Below are 16,196 nucleotides of genomic sequence, written 5' to 3'. Positions count from 1 at the left end.
CCAAACCTGATAACATTTTATTAACAAAATACCAATCATTTCTCAATTATTTTTTACAACTCTAAACTAAAGGAGATGGCATTTTTTTAACTTGCACTAAAATTCACGGAAAAATATCATTTATTCACACTAAAAAAGTAACCATTCACTAGAAAAACCGTAATATCACCGAGATTTAGAAAATAGAATCTCTTTTAATTAACACTTGAAATTCAAATACACACGATATTATGCATTTTATCATCAAAAAGTTTAAAGATTGGAGTATAAAATCCAAACTTCTGCTTTTAACGATTTTAACTTTATTAAGTATTTTGGTGCTGAGCTTAACCTCTAGCTTTTTCTTTAGTACTAGCAGAACTCTAAGTATCATGATTAACGGCTTAAGAGTGCATGAAAGCATTTTGCAGTCTGGTATTGATAATTTCTACAATTATCAAATTACCAAAGAGCCTAAATACCGTGAACAATCCGCTTTTTATATCGATCGCTCTAACCAATTGGTTGCCGATTTACTTAAGTTACGAGAAGATTATAAAACCAAGAAAAATCATGAAATCGCAAGCTATTTGTTTGAAGGGTTTCCTGAGGTTTACAATTATGAATATGCAAATGCAGAGCTACTTGTTTCAAGATTCAGACTACTGAACTCCTTAAAAAGCCAGGAAATGGACAATTCCAGAAATCATTCTAAAAAAGCTATGGAATTGACTGAGCAGATTAAAAACCAACTCTTACAGAGTGATGTTGAAATTGATATAAATAGCTTACAAGCAAATATAGAGTTTATTCAAAATCATTATTCAAATATTAGCCTTGAAGTAAATTCTTTATCTCATAAATTTAATTCTGCTCTGATTTGGGCAATGCTTATTATCTCTATTTCAATCAGTGTATTATTTCTGATTTTGTCGCGTTACATCTCCAGATCAATTACCATTCCTGTAAGGGAAATGGTAGACAATTTCCAACAAATCGCAAAAGGAAACTACCGTCAACCATTAAATATTGTAACTCAAGATGAAATTGGTGCACTCGCCAGATCTTTTAGAAGCATTCAAACCGACTTTCAAAATGTTGTTTCTTACACTAGAAAAGTCGCTAATGGAGACCTAGGTATCAGCTTAATTCCAAAATCAAAAGAGGATGAATTATCTGTTTCATTGAACCAGATGGTGAAAACATTGAAACATTCTAAAGCACAAAATGATGAAACCTTATGGTTCAGATCAGGTGTGAATAACTTAAATGATGAGTTACAAGGCGATCATGATTTAAATGATGTAGCTAATAAGGCATTAAATTATATGACAGCTTTCTTAAGAGCTGAATTAGGGGCAATTTATGTATTTCAAGAAGAACAAGAAATCTTAAACCTAGCTGCCTCTGTTGGTATTCCCGATAAAAATCAATACAAAAACATTAGGCTTGGACATGGTTTAGTTGGACAAACTGCCACAACACATAAGTTTGGTCATATAAAAGATGTTCCTGCTGATTATTTTTCAATTTTCTCAGGAACCGGAGAAATGATGCCAACCAATATTGTTCTAGTTCCTTTGGTTTATAATAATGCGCTTTGGGGCGTTATGGAACTGGCAGCAAGTAAAACTATAACCGATCCGGAAATTGATTTTATTAAAGCCGTAAAAGATACTATTACAGTTAAAATTGCTTCTACCCTTGCTCGTGTTAAACTTGAGACATTATTAAAAACAACGCAAGAACAAGCCAGCGAACTTCAAGTTCAGCAAGAAGAACTTCGTGTTGCAAATGAAGAGCTTGCTGAACAAACAAGTATCTTAACAGAGAACGAGAAGAAACTGCAAGTTCAGCAAGAAGAATTAAGAGTTGCCAACGAGGAACTTGAAGAAAGAACCAATCAACTTGAGATTCAAAAAGAAGAAATTGAACAAAAAAACTCGGGGCTTTCACTTGCTCACGAAAAACTAGAAACAAAAGCTCGAGAACTTGAGCAGGCAAGTCAATACAAGTCAGATTTTCTGGCAAATATGTCACATGAATTGCGCACACCCCTTAATAGTTTGCTGATTTTATCGGGAATAATGGTTAAAAACAAAAATGGAAACCTTACTCCAGAAGATATTGAGTCTGCAAAAATTATCAACAAGAGTGGAAAAGATTTACTTCAATTAATCAATGAAATTCTAGACTTATCAAAAATAGAGGCTGGAAAAATGACCATTGAAATGGAACAGGTAAGTCCTTTAGATGTAAAGAGTGAAATTTTAATGGATTTTAAACATCAAGCAGAAAAGAAAGGACTCGATTTTCATGTTGATGTTGCAGATGATTTCCCAAATACAATTGAAACAGATCAACTTCGTTTGAGTCAGATCATCAAAAACCTACTATCCAACGCCTTTAAATTCACCTCTAAAGGTTCTATTCGTGTATCGATGCAACGCGTAAATGGTGATTCTAAATTATGGAGAGATGATCTTAAATCCACAGAAAGCTGCTCAATTAGCGTTACAGATACAGGTGTAGGAATTCCACCAGAAAAAAAAGAAGCCATCTTTGAAGCATTCCAACAAGCTGATGGCAGTACTTCCAGAAAATATGGCGGAACAGGTTTAGGACTTTCTATCTCGAAAGAATTGGCAAGAATGCTAGGAGGTGAAATACATTTGGAAAGTGAAGTAGACAAAGGATCAAGCTTTACTCTTTTTGTACCTGTGAAGCAATCTACCAAAGCACCAGGAAAAGCCAAACCAACGAAAAAGGAAGAGGAATTAAAAATTGATAATGCCAACGAAGCAGTTGTACTTCCTAAATTTATAGACGATGACAGAGATGTACCTCAAAATGGTTCAAGCGTGGTACTTATCCATCCTAATAAGGAAGAAGCAACCAGTTTGTATTATCAGATTCACAACAACAGTTTCCATGCTTTGGTAGCTGCAAATGTTCAAGATGCGATACAGCTTATCGAATCGCATCAGCCATCTGCGGTTATTGTAGGTTTGGATCTGCTAATGGAAAAAGGAGAAGCTGTACTTGATCCGCTAAGATTGCACGCTTATGCATCTAAACTTCCAATGCACATTATTAATCCTGTTGAAGGAATTATTGAAAGAAATATTAACGATTTGCCTACGGTTAATGCAACAAATATTACCCAGGCAATCGATAAAATGAAAACTCAGCTTTTTACCGAATCACAAAAGATTTTGGTGATTGAGGATGATGATGTTACCAGACAATTGATCAAGAGTATTCTTACACCAACCAATGTTGAAATTGATGAAACCAACACAGGAAAAGAAGCTCTAAAACTAATTTCAACTAATAATTACGATTGTATTGTACTGGATTTGGGATTACCAGATATTACTGGAAATGAACTTTTGGCAAAATTGACAGATAATAAAGTAAAAATCCCAAATACGATTATTTATACCGGCAAAGAATTGAGTCGTGATGAGCACCGTGAACTAAGCAAATACACCAATTCGATAATCTTAAAAGGATTAAAATCGGACGAACGCTTAATGGATGAAGTTAGTCTATTCTTGCACCAGGTTGCAACAACTGCTCCTGAAAATCCGAAAGTAAAGGTTACCGAAATTGATGATTCCATTTTTAAAGGTAAAAAAGTACTGGTTGTCGACGATGAAATCAGAAATATTTTTGCTTTAGGTAAGATTCTTGAAGAGAAGGAAATGGACGTTCTTGAAGCTGAAAATGGAAAAATAGCCATCGATGTATTAAAAGAAAACAATAATATTGATTTGGTATTAATGGATATCATGATGCCGGAAATGGATGGTTATGAGGCTATGAGTGTCATTAGAAAAACTCCTGAAATAAAAGACATTCCAATCATTTGCCTAACGGCCAAGGCTATGAAAGATGATTATCAGAAAGCGATTACTTCAGGAGCAAATGATTACTTATCAAAACCTATTGACGAAAACAAACTGTTCTCGATGTTGAAAATTTGGCTTTACAACTAGAAAGAATTTAAAAACAAATGAAAAAAGACAAAATATTAATCGTAGATGATAAAATTGAAAACCTGGTCAGTTTAGAAAGGGTTTTAAGCGATTTTGACGTTGAGTTTGTGAGAGCTGAATCTGGAGAAGCAGCATTGAAACAAACTCTCAAAGAAGAATTCGCAATGGCCATTCTCGATGTTCAAATGCCAGGTATGGATGGATACGAGACTCTTGAATTTATGCGTCAGCGCAAGAAAACAAAGTATCTTCCTGTTATTTTCGTTTCAGCCATACATCAAAGCGATTTGCACATTATCAAAGGAATTGAAACCGGTGCTGTTGATTTTATTCCAAAGCCTATTATTCCTGAAATATTACAAGGAAAGGTTAAGGTATTTCTTGATTTGTATAGACAAAGAAAAGAACTTGACACATTATTGGAATACTTGGAAAGAAAGAATGAAGAATTAATTATTGAGAAGCAAAAAGCTGAAGAGGCAACAAATGCTAAATCGTTGTTTTTAGCCAATATGTCGCATGAAATTCGCTCACCAATGAATGGTATGCTGGGTTTATCCAGACTACTATTGGATTCTGAATTGAACGAAGAACAAAAAGACATGTTGAAAGTAATGACTACATCAGGCGAAAACCTTTTGCAGATTATTAATGACATTCTGGATTACTCTAAAATTGAAGCCGGACAAATCGAAATTGAGAATATTGAATTCAATATAAAGCAATTAACTGACACAATCTACCATTTACTTAATTTTAAGGCGGTTGAAAAAGGAATAGAATTTAATATTGAAATCGATAAGGACATACCAGAGAACTTATTAGGAGATTCATTCAGACTTAATCAAATATTAATGAACCTAGCTAATAATGCAGTAAAATTTACTCATAAAGGTTCTGTATTATTATCAGTAAAATGTCTTGAGAAAAACAATCAATATGTATCTTTGTTTTTTACGATAAAAGATACCGGAATAGGAATTTCGAAAGACGCGCAAAAAAAACTTTTTAAAGAATTTACACAATCTGATAGTTCAACAACCCGACAATATGGAGGCACTGGACTAGGTTTAGCCATTTCGAAGAATTTAACCAACCTAATGGGTGGTAAAATCAATTTGGAAAGTGAACCAGGTGTTGGGTCGGAGTTTATGTTTGAACTAAAATTTGGATACAAAGACAAGGAGACAGATATGTTTAATAATGAAAACGTAGAAATTCCAAGACAATTATCAATTCTTGTAGCAGAAGACAACCCTATTAACCAAAAAGTAGCAGTTCTTACTTTGCGCCATATGGGCCTACAGTGCGATGTTGCAAAAAATGGTTTGGAAGCATTCGAAATGCAGAAGGAAAATAACTATCAGGTAATTTTAATGGACATGCAAATGCCTGTTTTAGACGGTCTAAATGCTACTCAAAAAATACGAAGCTATGAAGCTGATCATCCTGAAGTAGATAAAGCTTTTATTATTGCATTAACGGCAAATGCTTTTGTGGAAGACAAACAAACATGTATGGATGCTGGTATGAATGATTTTATCAGCAAACCATTCAAAGAGGAAGCATTAAGAAAAATTCTAAGCCAAATTACCAAAAGCATAGCCTAAAGAATGGAGCAAAACAAGTCTTCAGTTATTGATAATATCGATATAGAAATTCCCTTGTTTCTGGAAGCTGTATATCAAAAATACAGTTACGACTTCAGGGATTATTCTAAAGCTCATGTAAAGCGCAGATTATTGCACAGAATGTCTGTTGGTCGCTTTACATCCATCTCGCACATGCAAGAAAAAGTACTTCGGGATAAGGCGTTTTTTATTGATTTGTTGGAAGACTTGTCGATTAATGTAACTGAAATGTTTCGCGATCCGGATTTTTACAAGTCCTTTCGCGAAAATGTAGTGCCTACACTTAAAACCTATCCTTTTATTAAAATATGGCATGCTGGCTGCTCAACTGGTGAAGAGGTATACTCGCTAGCCATCCTGCTAAAGGAAGAAGGCTTATTGGACCGATGCCAGGTTTATGCTACCGATTTTAATCGTAAGGTGCTTGAAATCGCCAAACATGGTATTTATAAAACCCAGGAATTGGATAAATTTCAGCGCAATTACATTAATTCTGGTGGCAAAGAAAAATTATCGGATTACTACACCATTAAATACGGTTCCATTAAGTTTGACCAGGCACTTTCTAAACATGTGGTTTTTGCCGATCACAACCTGGTAACCGATCATGTTTTTGCGGAAGTAAATTTGATTTTATGTCGTAATGTACTGATTTACTTCAACCGGGAACTACAAAACAAAGTAATTAACCTTTTTCACGAAAGTTTGGCTCATAGCGGTCACCTTTGCTTAGGATCGAAAGAATCGCTTCGCTTTACACAACATGAGCATAGTTTTGCAGATATTGATGCCAAGCAAAAAATCTTTAAAAAGAAAATTGGTTAATGAATAAAGCATTGGTCATTGGAACATCCTTTGGAGGTTTGGAAGCATTGAAAACAATTATTCCGGCCTTACCTGCAGATTTTAATATCCCTATTCTTGTTGTGCTGCATATTGGTGACAACAATAATGATTCATTCATTCGATATTTAAATGGTATTAGTGAGCTAAACATTAAAGAAGCCGAGGAAAAGGATGAAATCACAAAAGGCCATGTCTATTTTGCCCCTCCCAATTACCACATGATGGTTGAGGATGATGAAACGATATCATTTTCGGACGACCCAAAAGTTCATCACTCTCGCCCTTCTATTGATGTACTTTTTGAATCTGCAGCCTGGGCTTATAAAAATAAGTTGATTGGTGTGGTATTAACCGGATTGAATCAGGATGGGGCCTATGGCCTTAAAACCATTAAAGATTACGGAGGAACCACTCTGGTTGAAAATCCTGAAAATGCGGTTGCATCCATCATGCCCAAAGCTGCACTGACTGAATCAGATGTGGATTTTGTTCTTGAGCTAGATGAAATAAGCAGCAAGCTTATTGAGTTATCAGTACAAGACGAATAACCTGAAAACTCATACTGCTTTCCACCAGAGTAAATGAATCCAGATACTTTATGAAAGGTCATTCTATCTAATAAGATAAGCCCTACCGAAACATTTTACCCTTTTCTACCAAAGTAGATTGGTGTAAAACATTCTTAAAAGACCTTTCTAAAAAATACAATTGACCCAAATAAAACATTTTACACTTTTCTACCAGAGTAGATTGGTATAAAACATTCTTAAAACATCTTTCTAAAAAAATACAATTGACCCAAATAAAATATTTTAACCTTTCTACCAAAGTAGATTGGTGTAAAACATTCTTAAAAGACCTTTCTAAAAAATACAATTGACCCAAATAAAACATTTTACACTTTTCTTCCAGAGTAGATTGGTATAAAACATTCTTAAAACATCTTTCTAAAAAAATACAATTGACCCAAATAAAATATTTTAACCTTTCTACCAGAGTAGATTGGTATAAAACGTTCTTAAAACACCTTTCTTAAAAAATACAATTGGCCCAAATAAAACATTCTATACCTTTCTACCAGAGCAGAAAGATGTAAAATCATCATTGAAATTGTCTCTGAAAAAACAATGGCATTTCAGAACTCATTGCATTCATTTTTACCAAGGTAAATTCTTCGATTAAGATCATTTTTTACGATATTTCGGGCATATTATACCATTTTTTTTAAATATAGAGCCATTTTAAGCTATCGAATAGCCTAGGTATAATGACGATATATAAGTTGTTAGGCATTAGAACTGAAGCGTACTAATGGCTTATACAAATTAATAATCAGTATTAAAACTACGAAAAGATGCCTGTAACCATAGAAATTAAAGCATATTGCAAAAATCAAGATAGAGTTCGTGAAATTTTAAAATCGAATAATGCCGATTTTAAAGGAGTGGATCATCAAATCGACACTTATTTCCATGCCAAATCGGGACGATTAAAATTGCGAGAAGGAAAAATTGAAAACAACCTGATTCACTATTTCCGTGAAGACACAAAGACTTCAAGAGAAAGTAAGGTGAACTTGTACCAAACCAAAGCAGATTCTACTTTAAAAGAAATACTTGAAAAAGCGATGGGAAGCAGATGTGTTGTCGATAAAAAAAGAGAAATTTATTTTATCGACAATGTAAAGTTTCATGTTGATGATGTAAAGGGACTTGGTAAGTTTGTTGAAATTGAAGCCATTGATATGGATAGAAGTATACCGAAAGAAAAACTGCAGGAACAGTGCAATTTCTATATCAAATTACTGGAAATAAATGCTAAGGATTTAATTTCTCAGTCGTATAGCGATTTATTGGAACAGAACAGCTTATTCAACCAGATTTTAATTGAGGAGTAAATTTTTTATTTACTAAAACTTGGTTATTTAGTAACTTTAGGGAAGACTCTAAAGAAACTCAAAATGCTCCAGTTCGAATTCGACATCAGAGATCACAAAATTAATAACAACGAAGCCAGAGGCAAGCAGTTGGCCTTAGCAATTGCTTTTCTTGTTTCGGCAGTCTTACTATATGTTTTTAACAGGTATTTTAATTTTCTACCTCATGGCAATTATCTGATCTTTGTTCTAGGCACTGTGGCTGTTTATTTCATTGGTTTGCTTTTGGGATGTAAATTTTTGTACCCCAAAGAATATCTTACCATCAATTCCAGAAAGCTAAAGTACAAAACTGGTTGGAACTCGAAAGAAATAAAGGTGTACCTGAAAGATATCAATGAAATTAAAATAGAAAATCACAAAATGAGCTTAAAGCTTAAAAACAAGGAGGTATTAATTCTTGATTTAACTCATTTTAACGATCATTCAATATCAGTTCTGAAAAATTATTTAAACATTACCGAATAAAAAAACGGAAGCTAAAAGCTTCCGTTTCTCATTATATCGTTTATAATCTTTCGATTATTTGATTGTCATTCTTGCAAATGGAGCCGTATCCTGACCAACAAACTCTTTCTTTAAATATTTAAAGTAGCCTGTTATTGCAATCATAGCTGCATTATCCAAAGAGTAACCCAACTGAGGTACATAAACCTTCCAATTAAATTTCTTAGCTGCTTCATGTAGGGCATTTTGTAAACCTGAATTTGCCGAAACCCCACCTGCAATGGCAACCTGCTTAATTCCAGTTTCACGAGCTGCTCTTTTAACCTTATTCATAAGAATGTCCACAATTGTATATTGCAAAGAAGCACACAAATCATTCATATTTTCTTGTACAAAGTTTGGATTTTCTTTCACTTTATCGCGAATGAAGTACAGGAAAGAAGTTTTTAAACCACTAAAACTATAATCCAAGCCCTGAATTTTTGGTCTACTAAATTCAAACGCATGAGGATTTCCTTGTTTGGCATTTCTATCTATAATTGGACCTCCTGGGTATGGTAATCCCATAACCTTAGCACATTTATCGAAAGCCTCTCCTGCTGCGTCATCAATGGTTTCACCAATTACTTCCATTTCCAAGTGATCTTTTACAACAATTATTTGTGAATTACCACCAGAAACCAATAGTGCCAAAAATGGGAACTCGGGATGATCGTAAGTATTTTTCAAATCATCAATAAAGTGAGCCAAAATATGAGCCTGCAAGTGATTCACCTCAATCAAAGGAATGTTCTTTGCCATTGCAAATCCTTTTGCAAATGACGTACCCACCATTAAAGATCCTAACAAGCCAGGACCTCTTGTAAAGGCAACCGCGTCAATTTCTTCGGCAGTAACACCTGCTTTCTCCATAGCTTGATGCACAACAGGAATAATGTTTTGCTGATGAGCACGAGAAGCCAATTCTGGCACTACCCCACCATAATCCATATGCACAGTTTGGTTGGCAATAATATTGGAATAAATGATTCCATCTTTTAATATCGATGCGGAAGTATCATCGCATGATGATTCAATTCCAAGAATAGTTATACTCATCTTTTTATTTTATTATGTCGGGCAATTAAATTGATTTATCCTTTCAATCGTTAAAAAAATCAAAAAAGCTCCCAATCACCCTTTATTGTTGTTACTTTCTTCTTCTTTTTACCTAATTTTGTGCAACTCACAAAACGGCAAAATTATTAAAAAATTTTTCAAAATATCAATTTGGACTGCAGCAGTTATCATTATGATTCCCTGCATCATGTATTTACTTTTCCTAAGTAGTACAGTTCAAACTCACGTAAGCAGAAAAATTGCCAATTATTTGTCGGAACAAACCAATACTCCAATTAGCATTGAGGGAGTAAATATTTCGCCCTTTAAAAGCATTATTTTAAAAGGATTGTATGTTGAGGATTACCGACAAGACACATTAATTTACATTGATAATTTAAAAGCTAAAATTGATTCTTTTAATATCAGTAAAAAAGAGATTTACGTTAATAAACTTACCCTTTCAAAAACTTTCTTCAACCTTTACGAAGATGAAGAACGAATTTTAAACATCGAGGTATTTCTGGATTCCTTATCAAGTGGAAGTTCACCAAACCCTGTGGATACTACTACAAAATCATGGGATATAACTGTATCGAATGTCGATATGGAGCATTCAAGTTTTGGATACAAAACAGTTGCGTACGTTCCACAAGAATTTGGAATGAACTATGATGATATTTTTGTAACTGACCTAAATATTCAAGCCCGAAACATTAAAGTTGTAGGCGATTCTGTTGGATTTTTTCTACAACATCTTAGCTGTAAAGAGAAATCAGGTTTTGTGCTTAAAGATTTTAAAGCCAACAATTGGTTTACCAGCAAGCAATGGGGGTTGTCTGATGTAAACATTATATCAGAACACAGTAAAGTTGTAGCTGAACATCTTTATTTCAATTATGAACCCAACCAAGGTTATTGGGCTAAGTTCACTAAAAAAATGCAACTTGATTTCTTGCTGAAATCTTCAAGACTTAGCTTTTTGGATTTGGCTTATTTCAACGAAGAATTGTTAGGTTTCAGAGAAACAGGTTATTTATCAGGTAAACTCTATGGTACAATCTACGACTTAAGAGGACGAGACATTGATATTGTATATGGTGACAATACTGCTTTAAAAGGAAGATTTTATATGAACGGCTTGCCATATCTGAGTGACACATACCTAGAAGCCGATTTTAAGGAATTAACCACTAGTATTTCAGATATCGAAAAAGTTTATATTCCAGGATATTCGAAAGAACACTTTAAACTGCCCGAGTATTTCAACAATCTTGGATTGATACAATACAAAGGAAAGTTTAATGGTTTTATTAATGATTTTGTTTTCTATGGTAACTTCAAAACTGAATTGGGAGATTTGAAAACCGATATCCTGTTTAAGCCGAATCAAGGAAATAATAAGCTAGATTTTACTGGTGATTTAAGAACTGAGAATTTTAATTTAGGCGGATTAATCGAACAGGAAAAAGTTGGTAACATCTCTCTGAACGTTTCTATTAGTGGGTATACTTCACCAGAAACGACCCAAGGGGTCATGAAAGGAAACATTAGTGAAGTGGACTTTTATGATTACGAATACAAGAACTTAACACTTAACGGATTCTTCTCTGAATCACAATTTGATGGTAAAGTTTCCATTGAAGATCCTAACGTAGGTTTTGATTTTGCGGGCAAAGTAGATTTCTCGCAAGAAATTCCGACAATGAACTTTAGTTCACACTTATATCATGCAAAACTTTTTCCTTTGCATTTGAATACGACCGATCAGAAGGCAGAACTTAGCTTATCGGTTAATGCAAACTTTACGGGTAGTAGTTTCGATAATGCCAATGGTGTCATAGAAATTAACAACACCAATTATAAAAATAGCTTAGGTGAATTTCTTTTAAATAAATTTATCATTAACTCTTTTACATCTCCAGAATTTAAAAGAATCACCTTAAATTCAGATGTATCGGATATGAAGGTTGAAGGAAATTATGAAGTTGGTAAATTGATATCCTCTATCGCCAATCTTGCTTATTACTATTTACCTGCATATGCTCCAGATAAAGAATATGAAAAAATAGATAGCACCAATAATTTTAAATTTCAATTAAAACTTAAGGATACTAAACCAGTAACTTCAGTCTTGTTCCCTGATTTTAGTATCGCACCAGAAACCAATTTAAAAGGAGAAATTGTAGCTGTCGATCGTAAATTGAACTTACATTTCGAAACACCAAAGCTAGTAGTAGATGGAAAATCTTTAGATGAATTAAAGGTTGACTTAAACACCGATAGCGATAAACTTACCTTAAAAGGAAGAACCAACAAGTTCAAATTCTCGGATAATTTTGGTTTATATAACCTTTCACAAAAACTAATTGCTGAAAAAAACAAAATCAAACTCGATGTGCTTTGGAACAATTGGGATAAAGTTACATATAGCGGATTTTTATCGGCAGAAGGCGAAGTGGAGAAATCAAAAAAATCAGAAAATGTAAAATGGGACATTAGTTTACTTCCAAGTACAATTATTATGGCCGACAGTATTTGGTCGATTCCTGAATCTCGAATTGTTATCGATAGTACCAGCTATGAAATAGATAACTTTAAAATTGCTCGCGAAAATCAATTCTTTGGTTTAGATGGTAAAATTTCAAGTAATCCTAATGACAGTGTAAACTTCAGGATTCAAAACATTAGTCTGAAGAATTTAAATGATTTAACGCGTGAACAAAATATCGGAATCAATGGTACTGTAAAAGGATATGTTCAGGTTTCTGATTTCTATGGCGATAGATTATCCAAGTCAAATGTGATGATTGAGGATTTAATCCTGAATCAGGATACTCTAGGTAATTTATTCCTTATTAGTGATTGGGATAAATATCAAAAGAAATTAAGTTTTTCATCATTTACTGATTTCTCATCGAGAAAAGAGTTAGAAATCACCGGAGATTATTTCCCAGACTCTGATTCTTTAAATATGGATATTAATATCGATAAAATGAGAATGGAATTACTGAATCCTTATCTTCAAGAAAACATATCTGATATCAAAGGTAATACATCTGGAAGTGTCCATATTGAAGGTCATACTGACAATTTAAAATCAGTTGGTAAATTAAAATTTGAGCAAGCTGAATTCACTGTAAATACGCTAAAAACTACATATTATTGTAATGATAGCATTAGCATCATGCCAGGCGAACTCCGATTTGACAATTTCACCATAAAGGATCAAAATGACCAGTCTGCAATGTTATTCGGTGCAATTACACATGAGCAATTCAACAATTTGCAATTAGATCTTTCAGTAAACACATTAAATTTTAATGTTCTTGACACTAAAGAAGCCGATAATGAAATGTTCTATGGTGAAGCCTACGTAACTGGAATCACTCACCTATTTGGCCCTGTTAACGATCTGGAAATAGAAATTAGAGCAAAAACAGATAAAAATACAAGAATCTATGTTCCCATTAATAATAGTGGCGACATTCAAGAAAGTAATTTCATTACATTCGTTAATACTAATAGAGCGAATCAAAGCGAAGAAGAGCAGGAGGACTATAAAATTGATTTATCAGGAATTCGTATGAATTGCGACCTTGAAATTACTCCCGAAACTGATATTCAAATTATCTTTGACTCGCAAGTTGGTGATGTTCTTAAAGCAAAAGGAAGTGGGAATCTAAAACTGGAAATTGATACAAAAGGAGAATTTAAAATATTTGGTGATTACACCATTCAAAAAGGTAGTTACCTTTTCACTTTGCAAAATGTAATTAATAAAAAATTCGACCTTGCAAATGGTGGAAATATAAAATGGGCCGGTGATCCTTATAATGCAACAGTAAATATTGATGCAGTTTACAACGTTAAAACAACCTTATACGATTTGTTGCTGAATACACCATACATTGATATTAACAGGAAGATTCCGGTTCAGTGCAATATGAACTTAAGCCAGAACCTAGAGAACCCAATTATCAAATTTAATATTGCATTTCCTACATTAGATCAGCAAACACAGAGTATTCTGGAAGGTTTATTTTCTACAGAAGATGAGACCAATAAACAAATTCTATCTCTTTTGGTTTTAAATAGGTTTTATACTCCTGAGTATCTTCGATCAACAGATCCGGATTTCGAAAACAAAAATTCGAGTTATGCAGTTGGTGTAACTACAAGTGAATTATTATCTAACCAACTATCCAATTGGTTGAGCCAAATTAGTAACGATTTTGATATTGGTGTAAGTTACCGTCCAGGCGATAATCTTACCAGCGATGAAATTCAGGTGGCCCTATCAACACAAGTATTTGATGATAAAGTAACCATTAATGGTAATGTTGGAACCAGCAATAGCCAGGAAAGAGCCAATGATATTGTTGGTGATGTGGATGTGAATATTAAGCTGGATAAAAAGGGAAAATTACAGTTAAAAGCATTCACGCGATCAAATGAGTATTTGGTCTACGAAGAATCAAGGAACACGCAAGGCATTGGTATTTTTTACAAAGAAGATTTTAATACATTCTCCGGCCTATTCAAAAAATACATGAGCTTTTTACGAGGCAATAAAAACAAGGTCAATAAAAAGGATAAAGCAGAATAGAACTGCTTTAAATTCACAACATCAATGTTTTGCAACAGACTTAATAATGGATTTTTTTCTTTTATTGCTAGCTGATTTTACAAAGCAAATATTAGTATATTAGCAAATCAAGATTTTGAAAAATTTAAATCACCTAAAATAATCAATTATTATGTTTGCATTAATGGTTGTGGTATTTGTTCTTGGTTATACAGCAATAGCCCTTGAACATCCACTAAAAATTGACAAAGCAGCATCCGCACTTTTAATCGGTGTGTTGACTTGGACTATTTACGTATTTGGCGGAGTTGATATCCTTTCATCGGGAGTAAGTAGAGCCTGGAATGAATACGTAGCGCATAATCCTGGAATGGATAATGCCCATGGTATGCTAGACTTCATTACCCATCATGAAGTACTTCATCACCTATCTGAAATTTCTACAATTCTATTCTTCCTTTTGGGAGCAATGACTATTGTTGAAATTGTAGACCAACACCAAGGGTTTAAAATCATTACTGACAAGATTAAAACTACTAACAAAGTAAAATTACTTTGGGTATTAAGTGTTTTAACTTTCTTCATGTCTGCTGCTCTTGATAACTTAACTACTACAATTGTTATTGTAGCATTGATCCGTAAATTAATTGACGACCAAAAAGATCGTTGGTTCTTTGCATCTATGGTTGTATTGGCTGCAAATGCCGGTGGAGCTTGGTCTCCAATTGGTGACGTAACTACCATTATGCTTTGGATTGGTGGTCAGGTTACAACAATCAATATCATCACTCGAGTTATTGTTCCAAGTTTATTTACAATGATTGTTCCATTGATCATCGTAAGCACTTACCTAAAAGGGCACATTACTCGTCCTGAACTAGCTGAAGGTGAGGACAAGGAATATACAACCCACAAGGAAAGAGTATTCATACTTTGTTTGGGTGTAGCATCTCTACTATTTGTTCCTGTATTTAAAACTACAACCCACTTACCTCCATACTTAGGTATGTTATTTGGACTTGGTGTAATGTGGGTTGTTACTGAAATCATGCACCGTAACAAAGATCACGAATTCAAGAGTCGTTTGAATGTAACTGGTGTATTGAAAAAAGTTGACGTTCCTACAGTACTATTTTTCTTAGGTATCCTTTCAGCTGTAGCAAGTATGCAATCTGCAGGTCACCTTGATATTTTGGCATCATGGTTGGATAAAAACGTTCACGACATTTATGTTATCAACTTGATTATTGGTGTTCTTTCATCTATCGTTGATAATGTGCCATTGGTTGCTGCTGCAATGGGTATGTATCCTATCGAAGGTGCAGAAGCTGTTGGTTATGCTGCAAACTTTGTTCAAGATGGTTTATTCTGGGAATTCCTTGCATATTGTGCTGGTACAGGTGGATCTATGTTGATCATTGGTTCTGCTGCCGGTGTTGCTGCAATGGGTATGGAAAAAATCGATTTTATTTGGTATCTAAAGAAAATTACTCTTTTAGCATTTGTTGGATATTTAGCTGGTGCTGGAGTGTACTATTTACAAGCAATGTTATTGCATTAGAATAAAGATTCAATTTCCCTTAATTTCTATAGGGGAATAAAATCAATAATATTAATTTAGCGAGATATAATATTCCGTATTATATCTCGTTTTTTTATGTATTAGATCA

At 33.8% G+C, this 16,196-nt stretch carries 9 protein-coding genes; 8 read left to right on the top strand and 1 reads right to left on the bottom strand.

The genetic code is table 11. The annotated features are described in order from the left end of the window. Window positions 1–371: 371 nt before the first annotated feature. The 6 genes from DF185_RS14815 to DF185_RS14790 all read left to right on the top strand — a co-directional run bounded on the left by DF185_RS14815 (window position 372) and on the right by DF185_RS14790 (window position 8,861). Window positions 372–3,980 (top strand): GAF domain-containing hybrid sensor histidine kinase/response regulator, encoded by a 3,609-nt coding sequence (locus DF185_RS14815; protein WP_165836043.1) that lies wholly within the window; start codon window positions 372–374, stop codon window positions 3,978–3,980. 17 nt (window positions 3,981–3,997) lie between these two features. Beyond that, window positions 3,998–5,590, top strand: a complete 1,593-nt coding sequence (locus DF185_RS14810) for a hybrid sensor histidine kinase/response regulator (RefSeq protein ID WP_110361538.1) — start codon at window positions 3,998–4,000, stop codon at window positions 5,588–5,590. A gap of 3 nt (window positions 5,591–5,593) precedes the next feature. Then, window positions 5,594–6,436, top strand: coding sequence for a CheR family methyltransferase (locus DF185_RS14805; protein WP_110361537.1), 843 nt, complete (start codon window positions 5,594–5,596; stop codon window positions 6,434–6,436). Then, the gene (locus DF185_RS14800) at window positions 6,436–7,005 is read left to right on the top strand and encodes a chemotaxis protein CheB (protein WP_110361536.1); all 570 of its coding nucleotides are present in this window, start codon (window positions 6,436–6,438) and stop codon (window positions 7,003–7,005) included. The genes DF185_RS14805 and DF185_RS14800 overlap by 1 nt, the downstream gene beginning before the upstream one ends. 806 nt (window positions 7,006–7,811) lie before the next feature. After that, the gene (locus tag DF185_RS14795; RefSeq protein WP_110361535.1) at window positions 7,812–8,354 is read left to right on the top strand and encodes a class IV adenylate cyclase; all 543 of its coding nucleotides are present in this window, start codon (window positions 7,812–7,814) and stop codon (window positions 8,352–8,354) included. Window positions 8,355–8,417: 63 nt separating this feature from the next. Continuing rightward, window positions 8,418–8,861 (top strand): hypothetical protein, encoded by a 444-nt coding sequence (locus DF185_RS14790; protein WP_110361534.1) that lies wholly within the window; start codon window positions 8,418–8,420, stop codon window positions 8,859–8,861. Between the two features lie 54 nt (window positions 8,862–8,915). Here the strand turns inward: DF185_RS14790 and tsaD are convergent, their stop codons facing one another. Beyond that, window positions 8,916–9,938 carry a tRNA (adenosine(37)-N6)-threonylcarbamoyltransferase complex transferase subunit TsaD gene (gene tsaD / locus DF185_RS14785; RefSeq protein ID WP_110361533.1) on the bottom strand — a complete coding sequence of 341 codons (1,023 nt, stop codon included), beginning with the start codon at window positions 9,936–9,938 and terminating at the stop codon, window positions 8,916–8,918. Between the two features lie 208 nt (window positions 9,939–10,146). Here tsaD and DF185_RS14780 point away from each other — a divergent pair, with 208 nt between their 5' ends. After that, on the top strand, window positions 10,147–14,547 hold the full coding sequence (locus DF185_RS14780) for a translocation/assembly module TamB domain-containing protein (protein ID WP_165836042.1): 4,401 nt from the start codon (window positions 10,147–10,149) through the stop codon (window positions 14,545–14,547). A gap of 151 nt (window positions 14,548–14,698) precedes the next feature. Continuing rightward, the gene (gene nhaD, locus DF185_RS14775; protein ID WP_110361531.1) at window positions 14,699–16,087 is read left to right on the top strand and encodes a sodium:proton antiporter NhaD; all 1,389 of its coding nucleotides are present in this window, start codon (window positions 14,699–14,701) and stop codon (window positions 16,085–16,087) included. Window positions 16,088–16,196 lie beyond the last annotated feature (109 nt).

Source organism: Marinifilum breve, assembly GCF_003202155.1.
Classification (GTDB): Bacteria; Bacteroidota; Bacteroidia; order Bacteroidales; family Marinifilaceae; genus Marinifilum; species Marinifilum breve.
Note: the sequence above shows the minus strand (reverse complement) of the source record. Positions and strands in the feature narration are given on the sequence as shown.